Source organism: Chitinophaga sp. (genome assembly GCF_039596155.1).
Taxonomy (GTDB): Bacteria; Bacteroidota; Bacteroidia; order Chitinophagales; family Chitinophagaceae; genus Chitinophaga.
In genome coordinates this window covers 67,342-83,501 of the sequence record NZ_JBCNKF010000013.1, presented here as the reverse complement: position 1 = coordinate 83,501, position 16,160 = coordinate 67,342, and the positions used below count along the sequence as shown (strand labels likewise).

The 16,160-nt window shown below is 46.2% G+C and carries 11 protein-coding genes; 3 read left to right on the top strand and 8 right to left on the bottom strand.

What is annotated here, in order from left to right:
- Positions 1–3: 3 nt before the first annotated feature.
- The 6 genes from ABDW33_RS14465 to ABDW33_RS14440 form a co-directional block, all read right to left on the bottom strand.
- The gene (locus tag ABDW33_RS14465; protein ID WP_343690781.1) at positions 4–426 is read right to left on the bottom strand and encodes a DUF5004 domain-containing protein; all 423 of its coding nucleotides are present in this window, start codon (positions 424–426) and stop codon (positions 4–6) included.
- Between the two features lie 18 nt (positions 427–444).
- Positions 445–2,226 (bottom strand): RagB/SusD family nutrient uptake outer membrane protein, encoded by a 1,782-nt coding sequence (locus ABDW33_RS14460; RefSeq protein WP_343690780.1) that lies wholly within the window; start codon positions 2,224–2,226, stop codon positions 445–447.
- 208 nt (positions 2,227–2,434) lie between these two features.
- Positions 2,435–3,247: an alpha/beta hydrolase-fold protein gene (locus tag ABDW33_RS14455; protein ID WP_343690779.1), complete on the bottom strand. Its 813-nt coding sequence runs from the start codon at positions 3,245–3,247 to the stop codon at positions 2,435–2,437.
- 8 nt (positions 3,248–3,255) lie between these two features.
- Complete coding sequence (locus ABDW33_RS14450) at positions 3,256–4,644, bottom strand: SGNH/GDSL hydrolase family protein (RefSeq protein ID WP_343690778.1); 1,389 nt, start codon at positions 4,642–4,644, stop codon at positions 3,256–3,258.
- Positions 4,645–4,655: 11 nt separating this feature from the next.
- Entirely contained in the window at positions 4,656–6,899 is a 2,244-nt protein-coding gene (locus ABDW33_RS14445) for a GH92 family glycosyl hydrolase (protein WP_343690777.1), read from the bottom strand.
- On the bottom strand, positions 6,896–9,067 hold the full coding sequence (locus ABDW33_RS14440) for a glycoside hydrolase family 38 C-terminal domain-containing protein (protein WP_343690776.1): 2,172 nt from the start codon (positions 9,065–9,067) through the stop codon (positions 6,896–6,898). Before ABDW33_RS14440 ends, ABDW33_RS14445 begins: the two co-directional genes overlap by 4 nt.
- Positions 9,068–9,265: 198 nt before the next feature.
- Between ABDW33_RS14440 and ABDW33_RS14435 the strand changes: the two genes are divergently transcribed.
- Positions 9,266–11,767, top strand: a complete 2,502-nt coding sequence (locus ABDW33_RS14435; protein WP_343690775.1) for a sugar-binding domain-containing protein — start codon at positions 9,266–9,268, stop codon at positions 11,765–11,767.
- Positions 11,768–11,905: 138 nt separating this feature from the next.
- Here ABDW33_RS14435 and ABDW33_RS14430 read toward each other — a convergent pair whose 3' ends face one another.
- The gene (locus tag ABDW33_RS14430; RefSeq protein WP_343690774.1) at positions 11,906–12,718 is read right to left on the bottom strand and encodes a DUF1444 family protein; all 813 of its coding nucleotides are present in this window, start codon (positions 12,716–12,718) and stop codon (positions 11,906–11,908) included.
- A 25-nt stretch (positions 12,719–12,743) separates the two neighbouring features.
- Positions 12,744–13,568, bottom strand: coding sequence for a DUF1444 family protein (locus tag ABDW33_RS14425; protein WP_343690773.1), 825 nt, complete (start codon positions 13,566–13,568; stop codon positions 12,744–12,746).
- Positions 13,569–13,904: 336 nt separating this feature from the next.
- Between ABDW33_RS14425 and ABDW33_RS14420 the strand changes: the two genes are divergently transcribed.
- Both ABDW33_RS14420 and ABDW33_RS14415 read left to right on the top strand, forming a co-directional pair.
- Positions 13,905–14,927: an NAD(P)-dependent alcohol dehydrogenase gene (locus tag ABDW33_RS14420; RefSeq protein WP_343690772.1), complete on the top strand. Its 1,023-nt coding sequence runs from the start codon at positions 13,905–13,907 to the stop codon at positions 14,925–14,927.
- Between the two features lie 197 nt (positions 14,928–15,124).
- Positions 15,125–15,997 (top strand): hypothetical protein, encoded by an 873-nt coding sequence (locus ABDW33_RS14415; RefSeq protein WP_343690771.1) that lies wholly within the window; start codon positions 15,125–15,127, stop codon positions 15,995–15,997.
- The last annotated feature ends 163 nt before the right edge of the window (positions 15,998–16,160 follow it).

The following is a 16,160-nucleotide window of genomic DNA, read 5'->3' as shown; positions in this document are numbered from 1 at the left end:
TTATCAGTTATCTTTTTCCAGTGTATAGATATATGCATTCAGTTCACAGCCAGGTACGAAGGTGAGATTCAACTGCCGGATACCTGCTGTAGTGATGTAATTAAAGGAGGTCGCAATAGCCGTTCCGCCCTGCGGTGTGAAAGTGATTTTGAAAGGATATGCCGGATCATCCAATGCATATGTTCCATTTGCATTCACCAGGAAAGGCACCCTGTTTGTAATGGTATAGTTACCGGCAGAATCGAACTTCACGCGGAATAGTGAGAAGTCAAATGCCTGGGTGATATCAGTTCCGTTTCTGGTAGCCTTTAAGATTTTCCAGCTACCGGAGATATTTTTAGGTGCCTCGCCTACAGGAGATACCTCCTCTATTTTGCAGGAAAAAAGCATTAGCCAAAATACGGATAGAATGAAATAACGATTCATACATGGAATGATTAGAGATTAGTAACCCGGATTCTGCACCAGTTCTGAAGATTTACCTGTTTCAGACAGAGGGAATGGCCACAGGTACATAGCCGGGCGGAAATTGTGTTTGGTCACGTTAAAGGTGCTGTAGCCTACGGTGCTATTAAAGCGGTTGACTTCCATGCCTTTTGACTGTATACTCTCCGTTTGCGGAGCGATCTTCCATCTTCGCACATCCCAGAAACGATGGCCTTCGTAAGCTAATTCAATACGTCGTTCGTTTTGAATATAGGTCCTCATTTCTGACTGGGAAAGGCCTGCAGGCAACTGGTAAGGATCCAGTCCCGCGCGTTCACGAATCGCTTCTACTGCAGCATATACATTGCCGGTAGGTCCTTCAAATTCGTTGGCAGCCTCCGCATAATTGAGCAGGACTTCCGCATACCGCATCAGCGGCTGTACCCTGTCAGAGCCGTGGTTGATAGTAGCAGCAATTGCTTCAGGATCCAGCATTTTATTATTGTAATAACCGGTGAGCGTTCCCTGGTGAACGGCATCCTGACCAGTAGATACGCCATTATAATTACCTATGTAAATATTCACCGGTGCACTGCCATTTGTCTGACCATTACTGGTACGTACCAGCAATACTGTCTGATCGTGAATAATACTATAATCCAGCCGGGGATCACGGTTCTTATAAGGATCATTTGGATCATAGCCGGAAGCCGGGTCGGTAATAGGTTTACCATTCTTCATCGGGAAGGCATCTACCAGTCCCTGGTAAGGGAAAGAGCCCTGACCATTACTTCCCCTGGAGGGAGGCAGGAACAGATTCTCAAAGTCACTGTTGCCGGTAGGACGCATCAGCTGGAAAATATATTCCGTATTCACGCGTTGTGGAAACAGCCCCTGGAAGCCATATCCGGGGGAAGTAGTCTGGTAATTGTTCTTTTTGTTCAGGGTATAAGTACCAAGTGTGATCACTGCCTGAGCCGCTTCCTCTGCCAGCTTCCAGCGGTTGATGTCAGCAGCAGGATACCCGACAAGCGCAGGATCTACAGTGATACCACCACCGGCCCCCGCATCAGCCGGCAAAGTGGTGCCATTGAATAAGGGACTGGCAGCATACAGCAACACCCTGGCTTTAAGCGCCATACAGGCACCTTTGGAAGCCCGGCCATAGTTAAGACCGGACTGTGTAACAGGCAAAATAGCCCCGGCAGCATCTAATTCAGCAAGAATGTAATTCACGCATTCCTCGTAAGTGCTTCGTTTGGCCTGAATAGGCTTATCATAGGTTAGTAAAGTATCGCCCACCAGTGGGACACCTGCATAATGCTGTACAAGCATGGCATAATACCAGGCACGCAGAAAACGGGCTTCCGCGATCATCTGTGTTTTATAAGCCTGTCGCAGGGGAGCATTGCCAATATTCTTCAACAATACATTGACAGCCCGGATCTGGGAATAGCAGGTTTTATAAGGCTCTTCACCAATAATACCAGCATTTACAGTCCCCGTGGCAAACTGGGTAGCAGGTGTGGAAAAGGCATGTGACGGCTCGGCCTCATCGCAGGCCGCTTCCAAACCGCCACATACAATGAAGTTGTAGGAAAAGCGGCTAAGGCTGGCACTCATGCCTACATTGGAATAGATGTTGGCAAGGAATCCCACTGTTCTGGAACTGTCGCCAAATACACTCTTCTCATCCAGGTTCGTGGTAGTGGTTGCAGTCAGAAATCCCTCCTTCCGGCAGGAAGAATAGATGAGAGCTGTTGCCATTAGTATAAAAACGGGAATACAGCGTTTTATCATAAATGGGCGTGATTTATTTGTATCAGAATATTTGCAGTGATAACGTGGTATAGTTTTATAAGGTTCCCCACTTCAAATGGTTAAACCGATTTAGCTATAAAAAACGTGAAATCCTTTGTCTCCCCTCTTTTCTTAGTCCTGTTCTGGTTGATTGTCTGTTATGACACTAAAATACGATTGTTAAACCGGTTTAGCAAATTAAAATGAATTATTTTTCCCGCTCGAAATAGTTATGGAAGAACAATACCTGGTACTGGATGGAATTCGACCAGTATTCCCACGTATGACCACCTGGTCTTACAGTATAATCATGTGGGATATTTCTTTCCAGCAGTTTCTCGTGGAGCCTGTCATTACAGTTATGAAAGAAGTCTTCCGACCCGCAATCGATGGTGAGGTCCAATAGGTTCGGAGTGAGGAGATGAACCATATTGATAACACAGTTTTTCTCCCATCGCTCCGGGTTTTCGCTGTACTTACCGAGCAACTTCTCCAGGTCCCAGTTCATCGGAAAGGGCCGGAGGTCTACTCCCCCACTCATGCTACCTGCAGCACCAAAAGTACCGGGATGGCGGAAGGCGAGGAACAGCGCGCCATGCCCTCCCATACTGAGCCCGGTAATAGCCCTGCCGGTACGGTTGGGAATGGTCGAGTAATGCTGATCGATCCAGTTGATCAGCTCTGTTCCAATATACGTTTCATATTTAGATCCTTTCTTCACCTCACTATCTATATACCAGCTCCCAAAGTCTCCATCAGGACATACTATAATCATATGATACAGATCTGTCAGCGTGGCAAATCCGGGATCTTTGGTGATCCAGTCCCTGTAATTGCCACTATATCCATGCAGTAAATACAATACCGGGTAATGCCGGCTGGTGTTGTAATCGGATGGCGTGATCACCACCGCCCTGATGTCTTTGTGCATCGATGCACTATAGGTATTCACGGTATCTACACTGGCAGCTGACAGGCGAGTAGTACTCAGTATAAAAAGTAACGATAAGATATGTCTCATAAATCAGGTTATCGGGCTGCAACAATGGCTACTTTGTGCAACTGAGGTCTATTGATTTCATAAATTTTATTGATCAGCACATCCTGTTCCTGTTGCCACACATCGCGCAATGCCTTATAGCGGGAACGGGTGTAATTGTCCCTGTTACCAGCTACAAAGATGTTGTTGGCAGCAAAGACATTCACAGAATCCATGGCCGCATTGCTATCTTTGAATAGCAGACCTTTTTCTTTCAGAAAATCGTAGTTCATCCACGCATACATCCTGGTTCTTCTTTCTATATCCCAGCGTTCCTCGTTCATTTCCCGGATCTGGATGGCCTGCTGGTACTCCGGTGTACGGGTATTCTCGGCAAGGTTAATGCCGGCGCTCAGTTCACTGGCATCGTAAGTACCCACGTTCTCGCCATCCATGAGCAAATTGTATTTACCTGCTTTCAAACCACTTACCTGGAGGATTTCCTGATTGAATGCTTTATTAAAAGGCACCACTTTCAACGCATCAGATTGTTTGTGGAGCTGGCCCCAACCACGTGGGATTGTATCTAACGGATAGGGCAGTGATTGTGCCAGGTAACCAAAGCTTACACCGCCAGCGGTAGTGGCTACATCGGTAATCTGGCAGTTAGTGGCCGTCTTTACCTGTTTGGAAGGAGCATCCACATGAATGACAGCTACAGGTTCGTTCTCCAGTCCCTGGGCCTTCAGGAACAGGTAAGCCATCACCATATGCCCATCATTGTCAGGGTGGATACGATCACTGGGCGTCAGGCTGAAAGTGGAATCTTTTTGTTGCTCACGTTGATTGATCGCCATCATCGGATGATAAAAATCGATGAATGGCCAGCCATTTCTCCGGGCCGCCTGTTCCTGGAAAGCGACTATTGCGGTAAGGGCTTCGGTTTTATTCGGGAATTTATTCTTATCGTTGAACTTAGCCGTATAATCGTAGGGAGAACCCCCGATGAAGATCTTTTTAATGGCCGGCTGTTGTTTCAGTTTTTCTTCGATCTTGCCATAATACTCGTAAGAACTGGCGATTCTCTTCTGCATGGTATCTTTCCCATCTGCGCGATACCACTCAAAATATCCCGAATCGTTCATTCCCCACGTCAAGGTGAGTACCGTCGGATGCTTTGCCAGTACATCGTCATCAAAGCGCTCGTAGATCTGCTTTGCCACATCGCCGCCAATCCCGGCATTCACACAGGTAATACGTCGTTCGGGGAAATGCGTCATGTAATATAACCAGATATAGGAATGATAATGTCCGCCATCTGTAATACTATTGCCAACGAATACCACACGGTCTCCCTTCCGGAAGGGTGCAGCTTTCTGTTGTGCTTTTGCCGTCATTGCGCCGGCAGCCATGAACAGGATCAGTAATTTCTTTCGCATGTGAAATTTAGTTATTGAGTGATACCCCATTGCTCATTGGGCGATGGGCCCATTACAAGTTCCAGTACGCCGCCTTTTACGATGTCCTTATAGTCGATATGACATTGGAGTAAAGGCTTCCCGTTCAGCAGCGCGCGCTGTATGTAAATATTATCTGGTGAATTGTTAGTGGCTTTGATCGTGAAATTGCCGATAACAGCCTTGTCAAATACAGGACTGGTGATCTCCTGACGGGTATCTCCAGGACATACCGGGTGAATCCCGATGGCAGCCAGTACGTACCAGGCAGACATCTGCCCCACATCTTCATTGCCGACCAATCCTTCTACGCCATCATGATAGGCACGCTGGCAGATAGCACGGGTCCATTTCTGTGTAAGCCATGGCTTATTGAGTCTGTTGAAGAGAAAAGGTACGTGGTGGACCGGTTCATTGGCATGATTGTAATAGTCATTCCACATCATGTTGGTAGGTGTTTTGTCAAAGAAGTCTTCCAGGTCTTTCACTACTTTGTCTCTTCCGCCCATGAGTGCTACCATACCATTTACATCCTGTGGTACAAACCATCCCTGCTGATAAGGATTCGCTTCAATACAGCCATACCATTGTTTCAACCTGCCTTCCTGTGGCCACGGCTGCCACTGGCCATCTTTGTTCTTAGGCCTGAACCAGCCCTTTTCTGTATCGAAAATGTTCCTGTATGCAGCACCATTCGCGGGGTAAGATGCATGGAGCCAGCCAGCCAGCTGACCTACACACCAGTCAGTATAGGCATATTCCAATGTATAGGAAATACTCAGATCACCGGGCGTAAAACCCAGTTCGCCATTACCAAAACGTAGCTGAGAATTGACGGACAACTGGTAGGCATCTTTGACATTATATTTCCGGATCCCTTTTGCGTAGGCATCCGTGATCACTGATATAGCAGGATTACCCAACATACAGCCGGAATAAGCATTCAGCAGTTCCCATCGCTCCAGGTAATCCTTGTTCTTTTCTTTTGCCAGGGTGACCAGCGAATTGATCAGGTCATTGATGAGTGAAGGATTGATAATCGTCTGCAGTGGCATCTGGCTACGGAATACATCCCATCCGCTGAAGATAGAACGCTTGTGAAAAGCACTACTGATATGTACCTTGCCATCGCCACCTGTATATTTACCATCTACATCTTCTACAATGCGGGGATCGATCATGGTATGATACAAGGCCGTATAGAAGACTTTCCTTTCTTCGGTAGTACCACCGGATACTTTTATTTTAGAGAGCGCTTTATCCCAGCTGGCGTGCGCGCGCTCCTTTACCCCCTCAAAATTCCAGCTGGTGATTTCATGCTTCAGATTGTTCTCCGCGCCCGCCATGCTCACGAAGGAAATACCTGCTTTCAGCAGTACCTGCACCCCTGCCTGGGTATCAAATTCAGTGTAGAAACCGAGATGTTTACCTTCTTTCTCCCGGATCTTTGGGAGTACCTGCGCCTGCGCAATCTGTTTTAAATACCGCTCACTGGTTACGTCTTCCAGTTTGCGGGTCCAGTTGTCAGGAATATCCGCACTCCATACGCCATAGTTACGAAGTGGCTTACTGAATACAGCGTAGAAATACACGGTATAATCGGCATGGCCTTCGCCATCCCCCCAGCCTCCGCCATCTGGCGTGCATCGCATCCAGCCGGTGATGGTGCTGTCATTCAGTACTTTAATATACTGTCTGGTAGAAGTACCCCCCACTCTGCGGGCCAGGTCGATCTGAATACGGGATTGTTTATTAGCCGGAAATGTAAAACGGAGCATGCCACTATGCGGGGTAGCAGTCATCTCTGCGTGAATATGATTATTCAGTTCTACGGCATAGAACCCCGCAGCAGCCTTTTCGCTTGATTTGATATAATCTGCCCGGTAACCATCTTTGCTGGTCTTTAAAGGCCCTAAAGTGGGCATTACGAGGAAATTACCAAGGTCTCCGTTCCAACCAATGCCACTCATCTGTGTAAAAGCAAATCCCTCTATGCTGGTATGTTCATAGCTATACCCCGAACCATTGTCGCCACCGGTAATGGTATTCGGACTTACCTGCACCATGCCATAGGGCGTAGTAGCACCCGGAAAGGTCTTCCCAAGCCCGTGATAAATACCTGCAGCACCTACACTTGTGCTGGCCCCGATAAATGGATTGACATAGTCAGCAGGCGTTTGAGCCATTGTCCTGCCGGCAATTAAAGTAAGTAGGAGTACCTGCCTGAGTTTCATCATTGTGGATTTATTGAAAGTGTACGAATCGCAAAACGCGGTAAATCTACGACTACCTGCTTACTGTTGATCATCGCTTTCGTTTTCCCATTGAGGGCTATGAGTTCCGCGCCGGCAATTGGCTTTGTGAAGGCAAGGCTGACACGGGATGGTTGAGTAGATGGATTGTATAACCTGATGATCAGACGACCATCATTCCAGGTCATAGATGTTACCTGTACTGGCGTGCGATTCAATGTAAAAATGGAATTATGATCGATCAACGGCTCATTCCATTGCATATTCTGTGCGGGAATGTCACCCTGTTCCCAATTCCCCTTGTGGGGCAGGATAGCGTAATGCACTTCAGAAGGACCATCTATGGTATAATTCCTTCCCCAGAGACCCATACCGGAATATTGGAGGTTCAGTCCCAGCGGGAAGTTAGGGCCATGGGTATAGCTGGTAGTATGGTCTGTGAACAATGCCATGCCATATTTACCATCCGTCAGATCGACCCAGTTCAGGATCACATTATTCTTAATGCTATCCCAGCTACTAAAAAAAGTGTTGTTCAGCCGGCTCTCCGTCACATCAAAAGGAGCATCCTTTGCTATACGCACGTGTGTAAGCGTCGTGGGGAAAACCGCCAGGAGCTTGCTGCTGTCATTGTAAAAAGGCTTATCTCTCCGCTCCCATTTATAGTCACCCTGCAAGGGTTGCCCTATACCCGTGTTTTCTTTCCAGTCGATCTTCAACACGAAATCTATCAACGTTGTCAACGTGATCCGCTGTGTAAAAGGAACACCAGCAATCAGTCCTCTCATTTCAAGCCCATTGGATAAACGGGTTACACACACCGGCGATTCCATAGAAGTACGGCGGCCTCCTTTTTCATAAAAGTTACCCCGTAATTCATTGAAACCATTTACAGCGAAAGATTTGTTATTGAGTTTTTTGGCAACCAAACCGGTCATCACTCCTCCATGCAAAGTATCGATGGTAAGCAGGTAGCGGTCATTCTCGAGCTGATATCCGTTTTTCACAACAGTGATGCGGCAATAATCCTGCTTTACATGGGATACATTCAGCAGGCTATCACATATATGGTGTGTCTGCCTGGTCCATTGGCGCACTTTATCAGCCCAGGTATCACCAGCAGCTCCGTTGTAAGGTACGATCCAGCAGTCATGATGCTCTGCTAATAATAAGCTACGCCAGGCAGCATCAAAGGCCGCCTGTGGCCATTGGAGTTTCCCTTCCCACACAGCCATGGCCAACAGTTTCTCTGTCTGCAGCAACTTATTCTCTGCGGCACGCACCTGCTGTGCAATTCGTTGTGTCACCTGCGATCCCCATACCAGGTTGACCAGGATATCTTCCTGGGAAACGCGCCATTGCGTAGCACTGTCTTTATTCACCACCTGCTCAAAATAATGCCGCCAGGTGGTGTAGTGCGCGTTCTCTCCCAGAAAAGGTCCCCCCTTCCAGCCGGCATCCTGCAATGTCATACCAATGGGATGCCGGATGCCATCCTTTTGAGCACGCTGTAAATACCCGGGACTATTATTCCAGGCGATCGTTTGCCATGTAGACTGATCAGAAAGTGATTCCCCCAGGTAACGCGGAGACGTTAGTATCTTACTGCCATCCGGCCCCGTCCAGTATACTTTTTCACCCGCATGTGCACGGGTATACCCTCCGAAACAGGTATTGGGATTCTTTAAAGATGCATATTTGAAACCTAAGGAAGTAAGAATTTGTGGTAAAGCACTTGTAAAACAAGGTTCCTCGGATGAATAAGTCGTAAATTCAGCATTGGGAAAATATGTTTTCAACGCCTGCATACCATATTGAAACTGGCGGATGATGCTTTCGCCGGAAACATTATATAAATAGGCCTGCCCGTAAGATGGATTCACATATTCAATCCGGCCGGCATCAAAGAGTTTTCTAAAGTCATAAAACGCGGTCGCATCTACCTGCATAGCCCTCGCCCAGGTTTCTGGTTCAATCTCTATATTAATATTCCAATCTGGGTGCTGTGCCAGCTGATCGGCCATAAAACGGGTATTCCAGTCCGGGTAATGCCCCCACACACCACCATGGTAGCCATCTATATACCAGGCCTCCTGCGCCGAAGCAGATCCCCATATAACCCACGCCAGGAGCAGGAATAAAGTACTTTTCATAAACGTGAAATTCGCTAAACTGATTTAGCAAATAAAGAATAAAAGAAATTCCCGTGCAATAACATTAACATATTATTTTAATTACCATACGTATTTAATTATTTATTATATGTTTAAAAAAACAACCTAAACCGGTTTAGCAAATATTTGTTATTATCATAGCTAAACCTTCATCTTTGCGGAAACATTTCACCACTTATGAAATCAATTGCATTGTTGCTATTATTCCATGTTACTGGTACACTACTCTATGGTCAGCAACTTCACTGGAAAATCGCCCCACAGGCGGCAACGAAAGCACAGGCCGCAGCTATCGCCACTGCGGGATTCAATGACAACGACTGGGTACCCGGCGTTGTTCCCGGCACTGTATTCTACGCTTATGTGAAAGCCGGAAAAGAATCGGATCCCGATTATGGAGATAATATTTACAAGGTGGACAAATCAAAATACAATCGTCCGTTCTGGTATAGGACTGAATTTGTCACCCCCCACCTTAAAAATAAACAGCGGGTATGGCTGAAATTCAATGGTATAAATAAATACGGTGCCATCTATCTCAACGGCAAACTGGTAGGCACTACGCATGGTCATATGCAGAGAGGTATTTTCGATATCACCGATCAATTAAAGACTAAAAATGCGATCGCGGTGTTGGTCAGTCCTCCCCGGTGGGACCCTGACCATGATCATCCTTTGGCCAACTGGGAAAGTCCCACCTATATTTGCAGCGGTAGCTGGGACTGGATGCCGGCTGTACCCGGACTGAATAGCGGGATAACTGATACTGTTGCCCTCACCATAAGTGGCCCGGTCACCATCTCGGATCCCTGGATACGTGCAGTGATGCCTGATACTTCCAGGGCTGCTGTACTCATTGCGGCCCAGCTAACGAACTCCTCCCCTGTAGCCATCAGCGGTACACTGAAAGCACTGATCACACCCGGTAATATTTCCATCAGTTCTAAACAGCTCACCTTACTTCCTGGCAGCAATCAGGAAATTACCTTACCACAACAACTACTGCAACACCCACACCTATGGTGGCCCAACGGCTACGGCGATCAGTTCCTGTATTCCTGCAAACTTACCTTTGAAACCGCAACACCAGTTACACAAAAATTCGGCATCAGGAAAGTTACCAGCGATACTACTGCCTTAAACGGACCTATGCGCTTGTATATTAACGATGTTCCCATCTTCGTAAAAGGTGGCAACTGGGGAATGTCTGACTATATGCTGAAAGTAAGAGATAAGGATTATGAACAACGCATCCGTATGCATGCTGACATGCACTTTAACATGATCCGTAACTGGACTGGCGAGGTCACGGACGAAGCCTTTTATGAATATTGTGATAAATACGGTATTATGGTGTGGGATGATTTCTGGTTAAATAATATCGGGGGAATTGATAGTCTACAGATGTTTTCGGATAATGTTGCTGAAAAACTCAGGAAGCTTCGCAACCACCCTTGTATCGTCATCTGGTGTGGCGCCAATGAAGGAACTCCTGGTGGTAATGCACACGGCGAAATCAGCAATGCCATCACAGCTGCTATCAAACAATACGATGCAGATGATAAACTGTACCTGCCCCGCTCCAATGCCAGTGTAGACAATCCTAACTTCTCCATACATGGCAACAGTAAAACCCTTTCCGGCAGTGGTATCTGGGCAAATGTAGATCCAAAAGTCTACTTTACAGATCCACATAATGGTTACCTTTTCTCCAATAATAGCTGGGGCATGCGCAGTGAATTGGGCACCGCCACCTTCGTGAACGCGGAAAGTTTTAAGAAATTCATGCCGGAAGAATACTGGGTAGCACCTACGCCTGCCGCCGTGAACAGTAAAGATAACATGTGGGCCAGGCATTACTTCTCTACCGACTTTGGATTGGGGGGCGGCGCAGATCCCGTAAAGTATATCAATGATATCAACAGCCAGTATGGGCCCTCCGCGACCCTGGAAGACTTCTGTAAGAAAGCCCAGCTACTGAATCTGGCAACCATGAAAGCGATGTTCGAAGGCTGGAACGACCATATGTGGAACGATGCTTCCGGTATGCTCATCTGGATGAGCCAATCTGCCTATCCCACCATGATCTGGCAAACCTATGATTACTACTACGACCTGACAGGCGCCTATTTTGGCGCTAAATCAGCCTGCGAGCCCCTGCATGTACAATGGAATCCTGCCAGTAAAATGGTTAAGGTGATTAATAACTATCCCTTTCCCATGAAAGACATGATCGTAGAGGCCAGTATCTACAACGGGAAAGGCCAACTTATCTCCACTAAAAATGCCGTAATAAATGTAAACGCTAGTGATCTCTGTGACGCATTCACTACAATGGAAGACTCAACCGGGTTATCTTTCCTGCGTTTGAAAGTCTCCAAAGGAAAGGTACGATGGTCAGAAAATGAATACCTGGTAGGTGACTATACATTATTGAATAAACTCCCGCCTACAAAGCAGGATCTTCTTATTACAAAGAAAGACAAACACACTTATACGATTAAAAACAACTCAACACTGGCTCCCGCTGTCGGCATCCGCCTTCAGCTTCTGGATAGCAAAGGCAACCAGCTCCTGCCTGCCATCATCAGTGATTCCTATTTTTCACTGATGCCTGGTGAAGAAAGGACAATAAAAACAGATGTGGACGGACAACTGGTCGCCACCCCTTACAACTAAATCAAATACTGGGTACAACAATGCCCGGAACATTTACAAAGCGATTCGTACCGAATAAGGAAGCCTGTAAAAAGAAATGCCCCCAAAAAGTAAGACACTTTCAGGGGGCATTTTTTTATGTATACAGGCATTGTTTTCCTATTCATATTTTTCAAACCTTTCGCCATTCCACCTGAATAAAGCTGTTGATATACTTTCAACTCCGCCCATGTGTACACACCTGACTTCTTTCTTCACCCATTCAACACCTTCCGCTTCTTCCGTTCCCGTTACGTACAACAGATCCGGATAGGGAACCGACACGAGTATATCTCCCTTTACATGCACCTGCTCTTTGATCCAAAGCGGCGGGAATAATATCATACTTGCCAGGTACTGCGATGCTGCTGTAAATAAATACCCCTTGCCAGATGGACTATTCACCTTTTTAATGCCAGGTAATACTGCCATGTAGAAATTCTTTATAGCCAATTCTTTTAAACTATCTTTTGATAACTGCAATCGCTCAAAAACAGCCGTTGTAAGATAGCTAAAACCTTCCTTCCCGTTTTCTCCGTACACGATCATCAACTGATCGTTATACCGCTCATTCACCAGCGGAAAAGGTTGCTGCCTGTCAAGGTACTTTGCCGGTTTAATAACCGGCATCACCTGCGCCGGATCAAAACCCGCCGCCAGCAAACCGGTGGCAGCTATACAATGCTGTACGGCACTATCAATCCCAGCCGGCCTGGCTGCATACTCCTTGTAAAACGGAGACAAACCAAAATTACTCCTCCTGGCACTGTTCTCTATAAAAAGTGTTTGCCTGTTGATGATCGTTACTTGCACTCCCGGGCATTCTGATTGCAATGCATGCTGGCATTTAGTGGCAAAATCCGCCTTTGACATGAGGTTGGAACTACATGATACAATGACGATACAGCATAGGGAAAATAATAGATAACGCATTGGGTCAAATTTGACCGGCAAGGTATCAATACTTTTCAAACTTTGACCCGTTCCAACGGAAGAGATGATCAGAAACAGTATAACTACCAGTTTCATAACTCTCTGTTGCATAATGCCTTAGCGTATCCAGGCCGGCTTTATTCCGGCTGCCGGTGATGAAGATCAGGTCCCGGGTGGGAATCGCCACCACAAAATCTCCATCTACCGGGCAGTCATCCATCCACAAGGTTGGCAACAGGATCAGACTCGCCTCATAATTGCCCCCCGCTCCTAACATATGCCGTCCATCTTTAGTATATCTTTCTATATTCGGTACCTGCTTGTAAAAGTTGGCAATCGCCAGTTCATGCAGACTATCTGCGGAGATCCCTATACTATCAAAATCTTTTTTCGTCAGGTATTTAAACCCCTCAGGCAAATCTTCTGCATATACGATCACCAATTGGTCATTATATGACTTTGTTGCCATTTCAATGGGTTTATCTCCCTTATTCAAAGCGGCTATATAATCGATCGGTTTAATAATGGGAACAATAGTGGAAAGATCCATTTTCTTCTTCTCTCCATACAATAAATCAGATGGTGCTATAAACCGGTTCAATACCTTCTCCAGTGAATCAGGTTCCAGCTGGTAAGACTTATATGCATTATCCAAATAAAAGATATAGTTCTCGTCCTTATTTTCAGAGGTGATACTACCATCCTGTTTTAACACAAAAGAAACATGGGGATGTCTGGCCTGTAGCACCTTTAAATAAGCATGAGCAAACTCTTCCTCGTTCAGCACATGGTGCCTGGATGTGCAGGAAACAATCATGAATGCCAGGAGCATTCCTAAGGTTGAACGCATATGGTACATTTATTCTATTATTCTTTTATTCAACATTCCGGTTTTTCCTGCCTGAAAAGATCCTGCAATTACTACACAGCCCACTACATTTCAACTTCCCCTTCCTATTCTCTATGAGCCGTTATGCTATAAAAAATGCTCCTTCCAAACCTGTGGCACCAACTCCGAAAACCTGCAGCCAGATTGGAACGCTTTATAAAAGCCAATCATCCAATGGGGGTATGAATCTTTTAATTAAGGCGAAAGTTAATATTTTGTCGGCAATATATCTACACCAGCATCATCTATTGAACTCTCTGCTACTGCCCGCTGTTATAATCAGATAAAAACAAAATTATGGCAACCATTCATGCGTATGCAGCTAAGACTGCAAAAGGGAAACTGGAACCTTTTCAATATGATCCCGGCCCACTGGGCCCCGAGGAAGTAGACATTGAAGTGGAACATTGCGGTATCTGTCATTCTGACCTCTCTATGCTGGACAATGAATGGGGCATTACGGCCTACCCTTTCGTACCCGGTCATGAGGCAATTGGTAAAGTGGTCGCATTAGGTGAAATTGCGCAGAAAAAAGGCCTGAAGATCGGCCAACGTGTAGGAGTAGGCTGGAATGCTTACAGTTGCCTCCATTGCGAGCATTGTATAGAAGGTGAACAGGAACTATGTACTACCGTACAGCCAACGATTGTACACCATCATGGTGCATTTGCCACACAGGTACGGAGTCATTGGATCTGGGCAATTCCTGTTCCCGATGGCGTGGACCCTGCTGCTGCCGGCCCATTGCTCTGTGGAGGGATCACCGTCTTCTCTCCACTGCTGGATAAAGAGATCCTGCCTATCCACAAAGTAGGCGTATTCGGTATCGGAGGCCTGGGACACATGGCCCTGAAATTTCTGAAGGCATGGGGATGTGAAGTGACCGCCTTTACTTCCAGCAGTAAAAAACATGCAGAAGCCAGATCCTTTGGTGCTACACATGCGGCCTCCAGTACGGATGCCGGAGAAATGAAAAAACTGGCAGGTAAATTTGACGTGATTGTTATTACTGCCAATGTAGCGCTGGACTGGAACAGCATCATTTCACTGCTCAAACCCGGTGGTAAATTACATATAGTCGGTGCCATACTGGAACCCATTCCCGTGCGTGCCATGTCATTGATTATGGGGAAGAAATCGATTTCCGGATCGCCGACAGGAAGCCGGAGCGAAATAGATAAAATGCTTAACTTCGCTGCGCATCATAACATAACGCCGAAAGTAGAGCATTTCCCAATGAGCCAGGTGAATGAAGCCATGGATCATCTGAGGGCAGGAAAAGCCAGTTATCGTATTGTTTTAGACGCTGATTTTAAATAATAATATAAATTAAAGGTTGTCTTAAAAATGTAGTGTTGTAGTTTGAATTGTTCTCATATAGCCCTTCACGCGAAGCGCGTTGGCCAAATCATCCAGGTGTACATCAAACTACAACACTACCCTTGAAAGTAAAACCGGTTACACGGGATTTTATGCTATCAGACACATTGAGACCTCCTTCCTTAACCGGAACAACGATGAAGATTGCTTACATCACCTATGCAGGAGATATCAGGTACACCGCTGCCAATGGTTTCAATGAATACAATGACACACTACCCTTCTTACAAAAGAAAGGCCTGGATATAGAATCCGTTATCTGGGATGACCCCACCGTTGACTGGACACGGTATGATATTGCGCTATTAAAAACGCCCTGGGATTATCACCAGAAGATTGATGCCTTCAAGGCATGGCTGGACAAAATAACATCGCTCAACATCCGGCTCCTGAACGATTACCCAACCGTTCGCTGGAACCTGGATAAACACTACCTGAAAGATATTATTGCAGATGGCTTTGATGTAATCCCTTCCGTATTCCTGGACCAGGGCTGGCGCGGAGATCTGCTGCCTGTATTTGAGGAGCTGCATACAACTGCTGTCATCATCAAACCCTGTGTAAGCGGCGGGAGCAAAAATACGATCGTAGTCAGGAAGCACGAGATCGCAGCCAGCTACGAAAAGGTGCTAACACTATTAGCAGATGGCGATTACATTGTACAACCATTGATGAATGAAGTACAAAACGGAGAATGGTCTTTTACTTTTTTCAATCGCCAATACAGCCACACCATTTTGAAAAAACCGAAAGCAGGTGACTTCAGGGTACAACAAATTTACGGTGGCTCTATTGAGCCCCTCTACCCTACTGCTGGACAAATTGCACATGCCGCCACTTATGTAGAACGATATGCCAAAAATTGCCTGTATGCCCGCGTAGACGGTCTTATGGTCAATGGACATTTCGTACTCATGGAACTGGAACTGATCGAGCCCTACCTTTACCTGTCCTATGGCGAAAATGCGGTAGAAAACTATTACCAGGCGATATTGGCACAAATAAACTAGCCTCCTCCTAATCCGGGAGAAATACATACTTACCAACAACTGTCTGCAGCATTTACGCCTGCTGATAATTTCATACGCCGGCGAACTCAAACACAAGATTTTCAAATAATTACGCTACATTCGCTGCTCGAGATCCCAAATTACCATTTCCTAACTATTTACG

Excerpts from the sequence above, each read along its gene's own strand:
- ABDW33_RS14465 (WP_343690781.1), bottom strand. The coding sequence starts at position 426 with ATGAATCGTTATTTCATTCTATCCGTATTTTGGCTAATGCTTTTTTCC.
- ABDW33_RS14460 (WP_343690780.1), bottom strand. The coding sequence starts at position 2,226 with ATGATAAAACGCTGTATTCCCGTTTTTATACTAATGGCAACAGCTCTC.
- ABDW33_RS14455 (WP_343690779.1), bottom strand. The coding sequence starts at position 3,247 with ATGAGACATATCTTATCGTTACTTTTTATACTGAGTACTACTCGCCTG.
- ABDW33_RS14450 (WP_343690778.1), bottom strand. The coding sequence starts at position 4,644 with ATGCGAAAGAAATTACTGATCCTGTTCATGGCTGCCGGCGCAATGACG.
- ABDW33_RS14445 (WP_343690777.1), bottom strand. The coding sequence starts at position 6,899 with ATGATGAAACTCAGGCAGGTACTCCTACTTACTTTAATTGCCGGCAGG.
- ABDW33_RS14440 (WP_343690776.1), bottom strand. The coding sequence starts at position 9,067 with ATGAAAAGTACTTTATTCCTGCTCCTGGCGTGGGTTATATGGGGATCT.
- ABDW33_RS14435 (WP_343690775.1), top strand. The coding sequence starts at position 9,266 with ATGAAATCAATTGCATTGTTGCTATTATTCCATGTTACTGGTACACTA.
- ABDW33_RS14430 (WP_343690774.1), bottom strand. The coding sequence starts at position 12,718 with ATGCGTTATCTATTATTTTCCCTATGCTGTATCGTCATTGTATCATGT.
- ABDW33_RS14425 (WP_343690773.1), bottom strand. The coding sequence starts at position 13,568 with ATGCGTTCAACCTTAGGAATGCTCCTGGCATTCATGATTGTTTCCTGC.
- ABDW33_RS14420 (WP_343690772.1), top strand. The coding sequence starts at position 13,905 with ATGGCAACCATTCATGCGTATGCAGCTAAGACTGCAAAAGGGAAACTG.
- ABDW33_RS14415 (WP_343690771.1), top strand. The coding sequence starts at position 15,125 with ATGAAGATTGCTTACATCACCTATGCAGGAGATATCAGGTACACCGCT.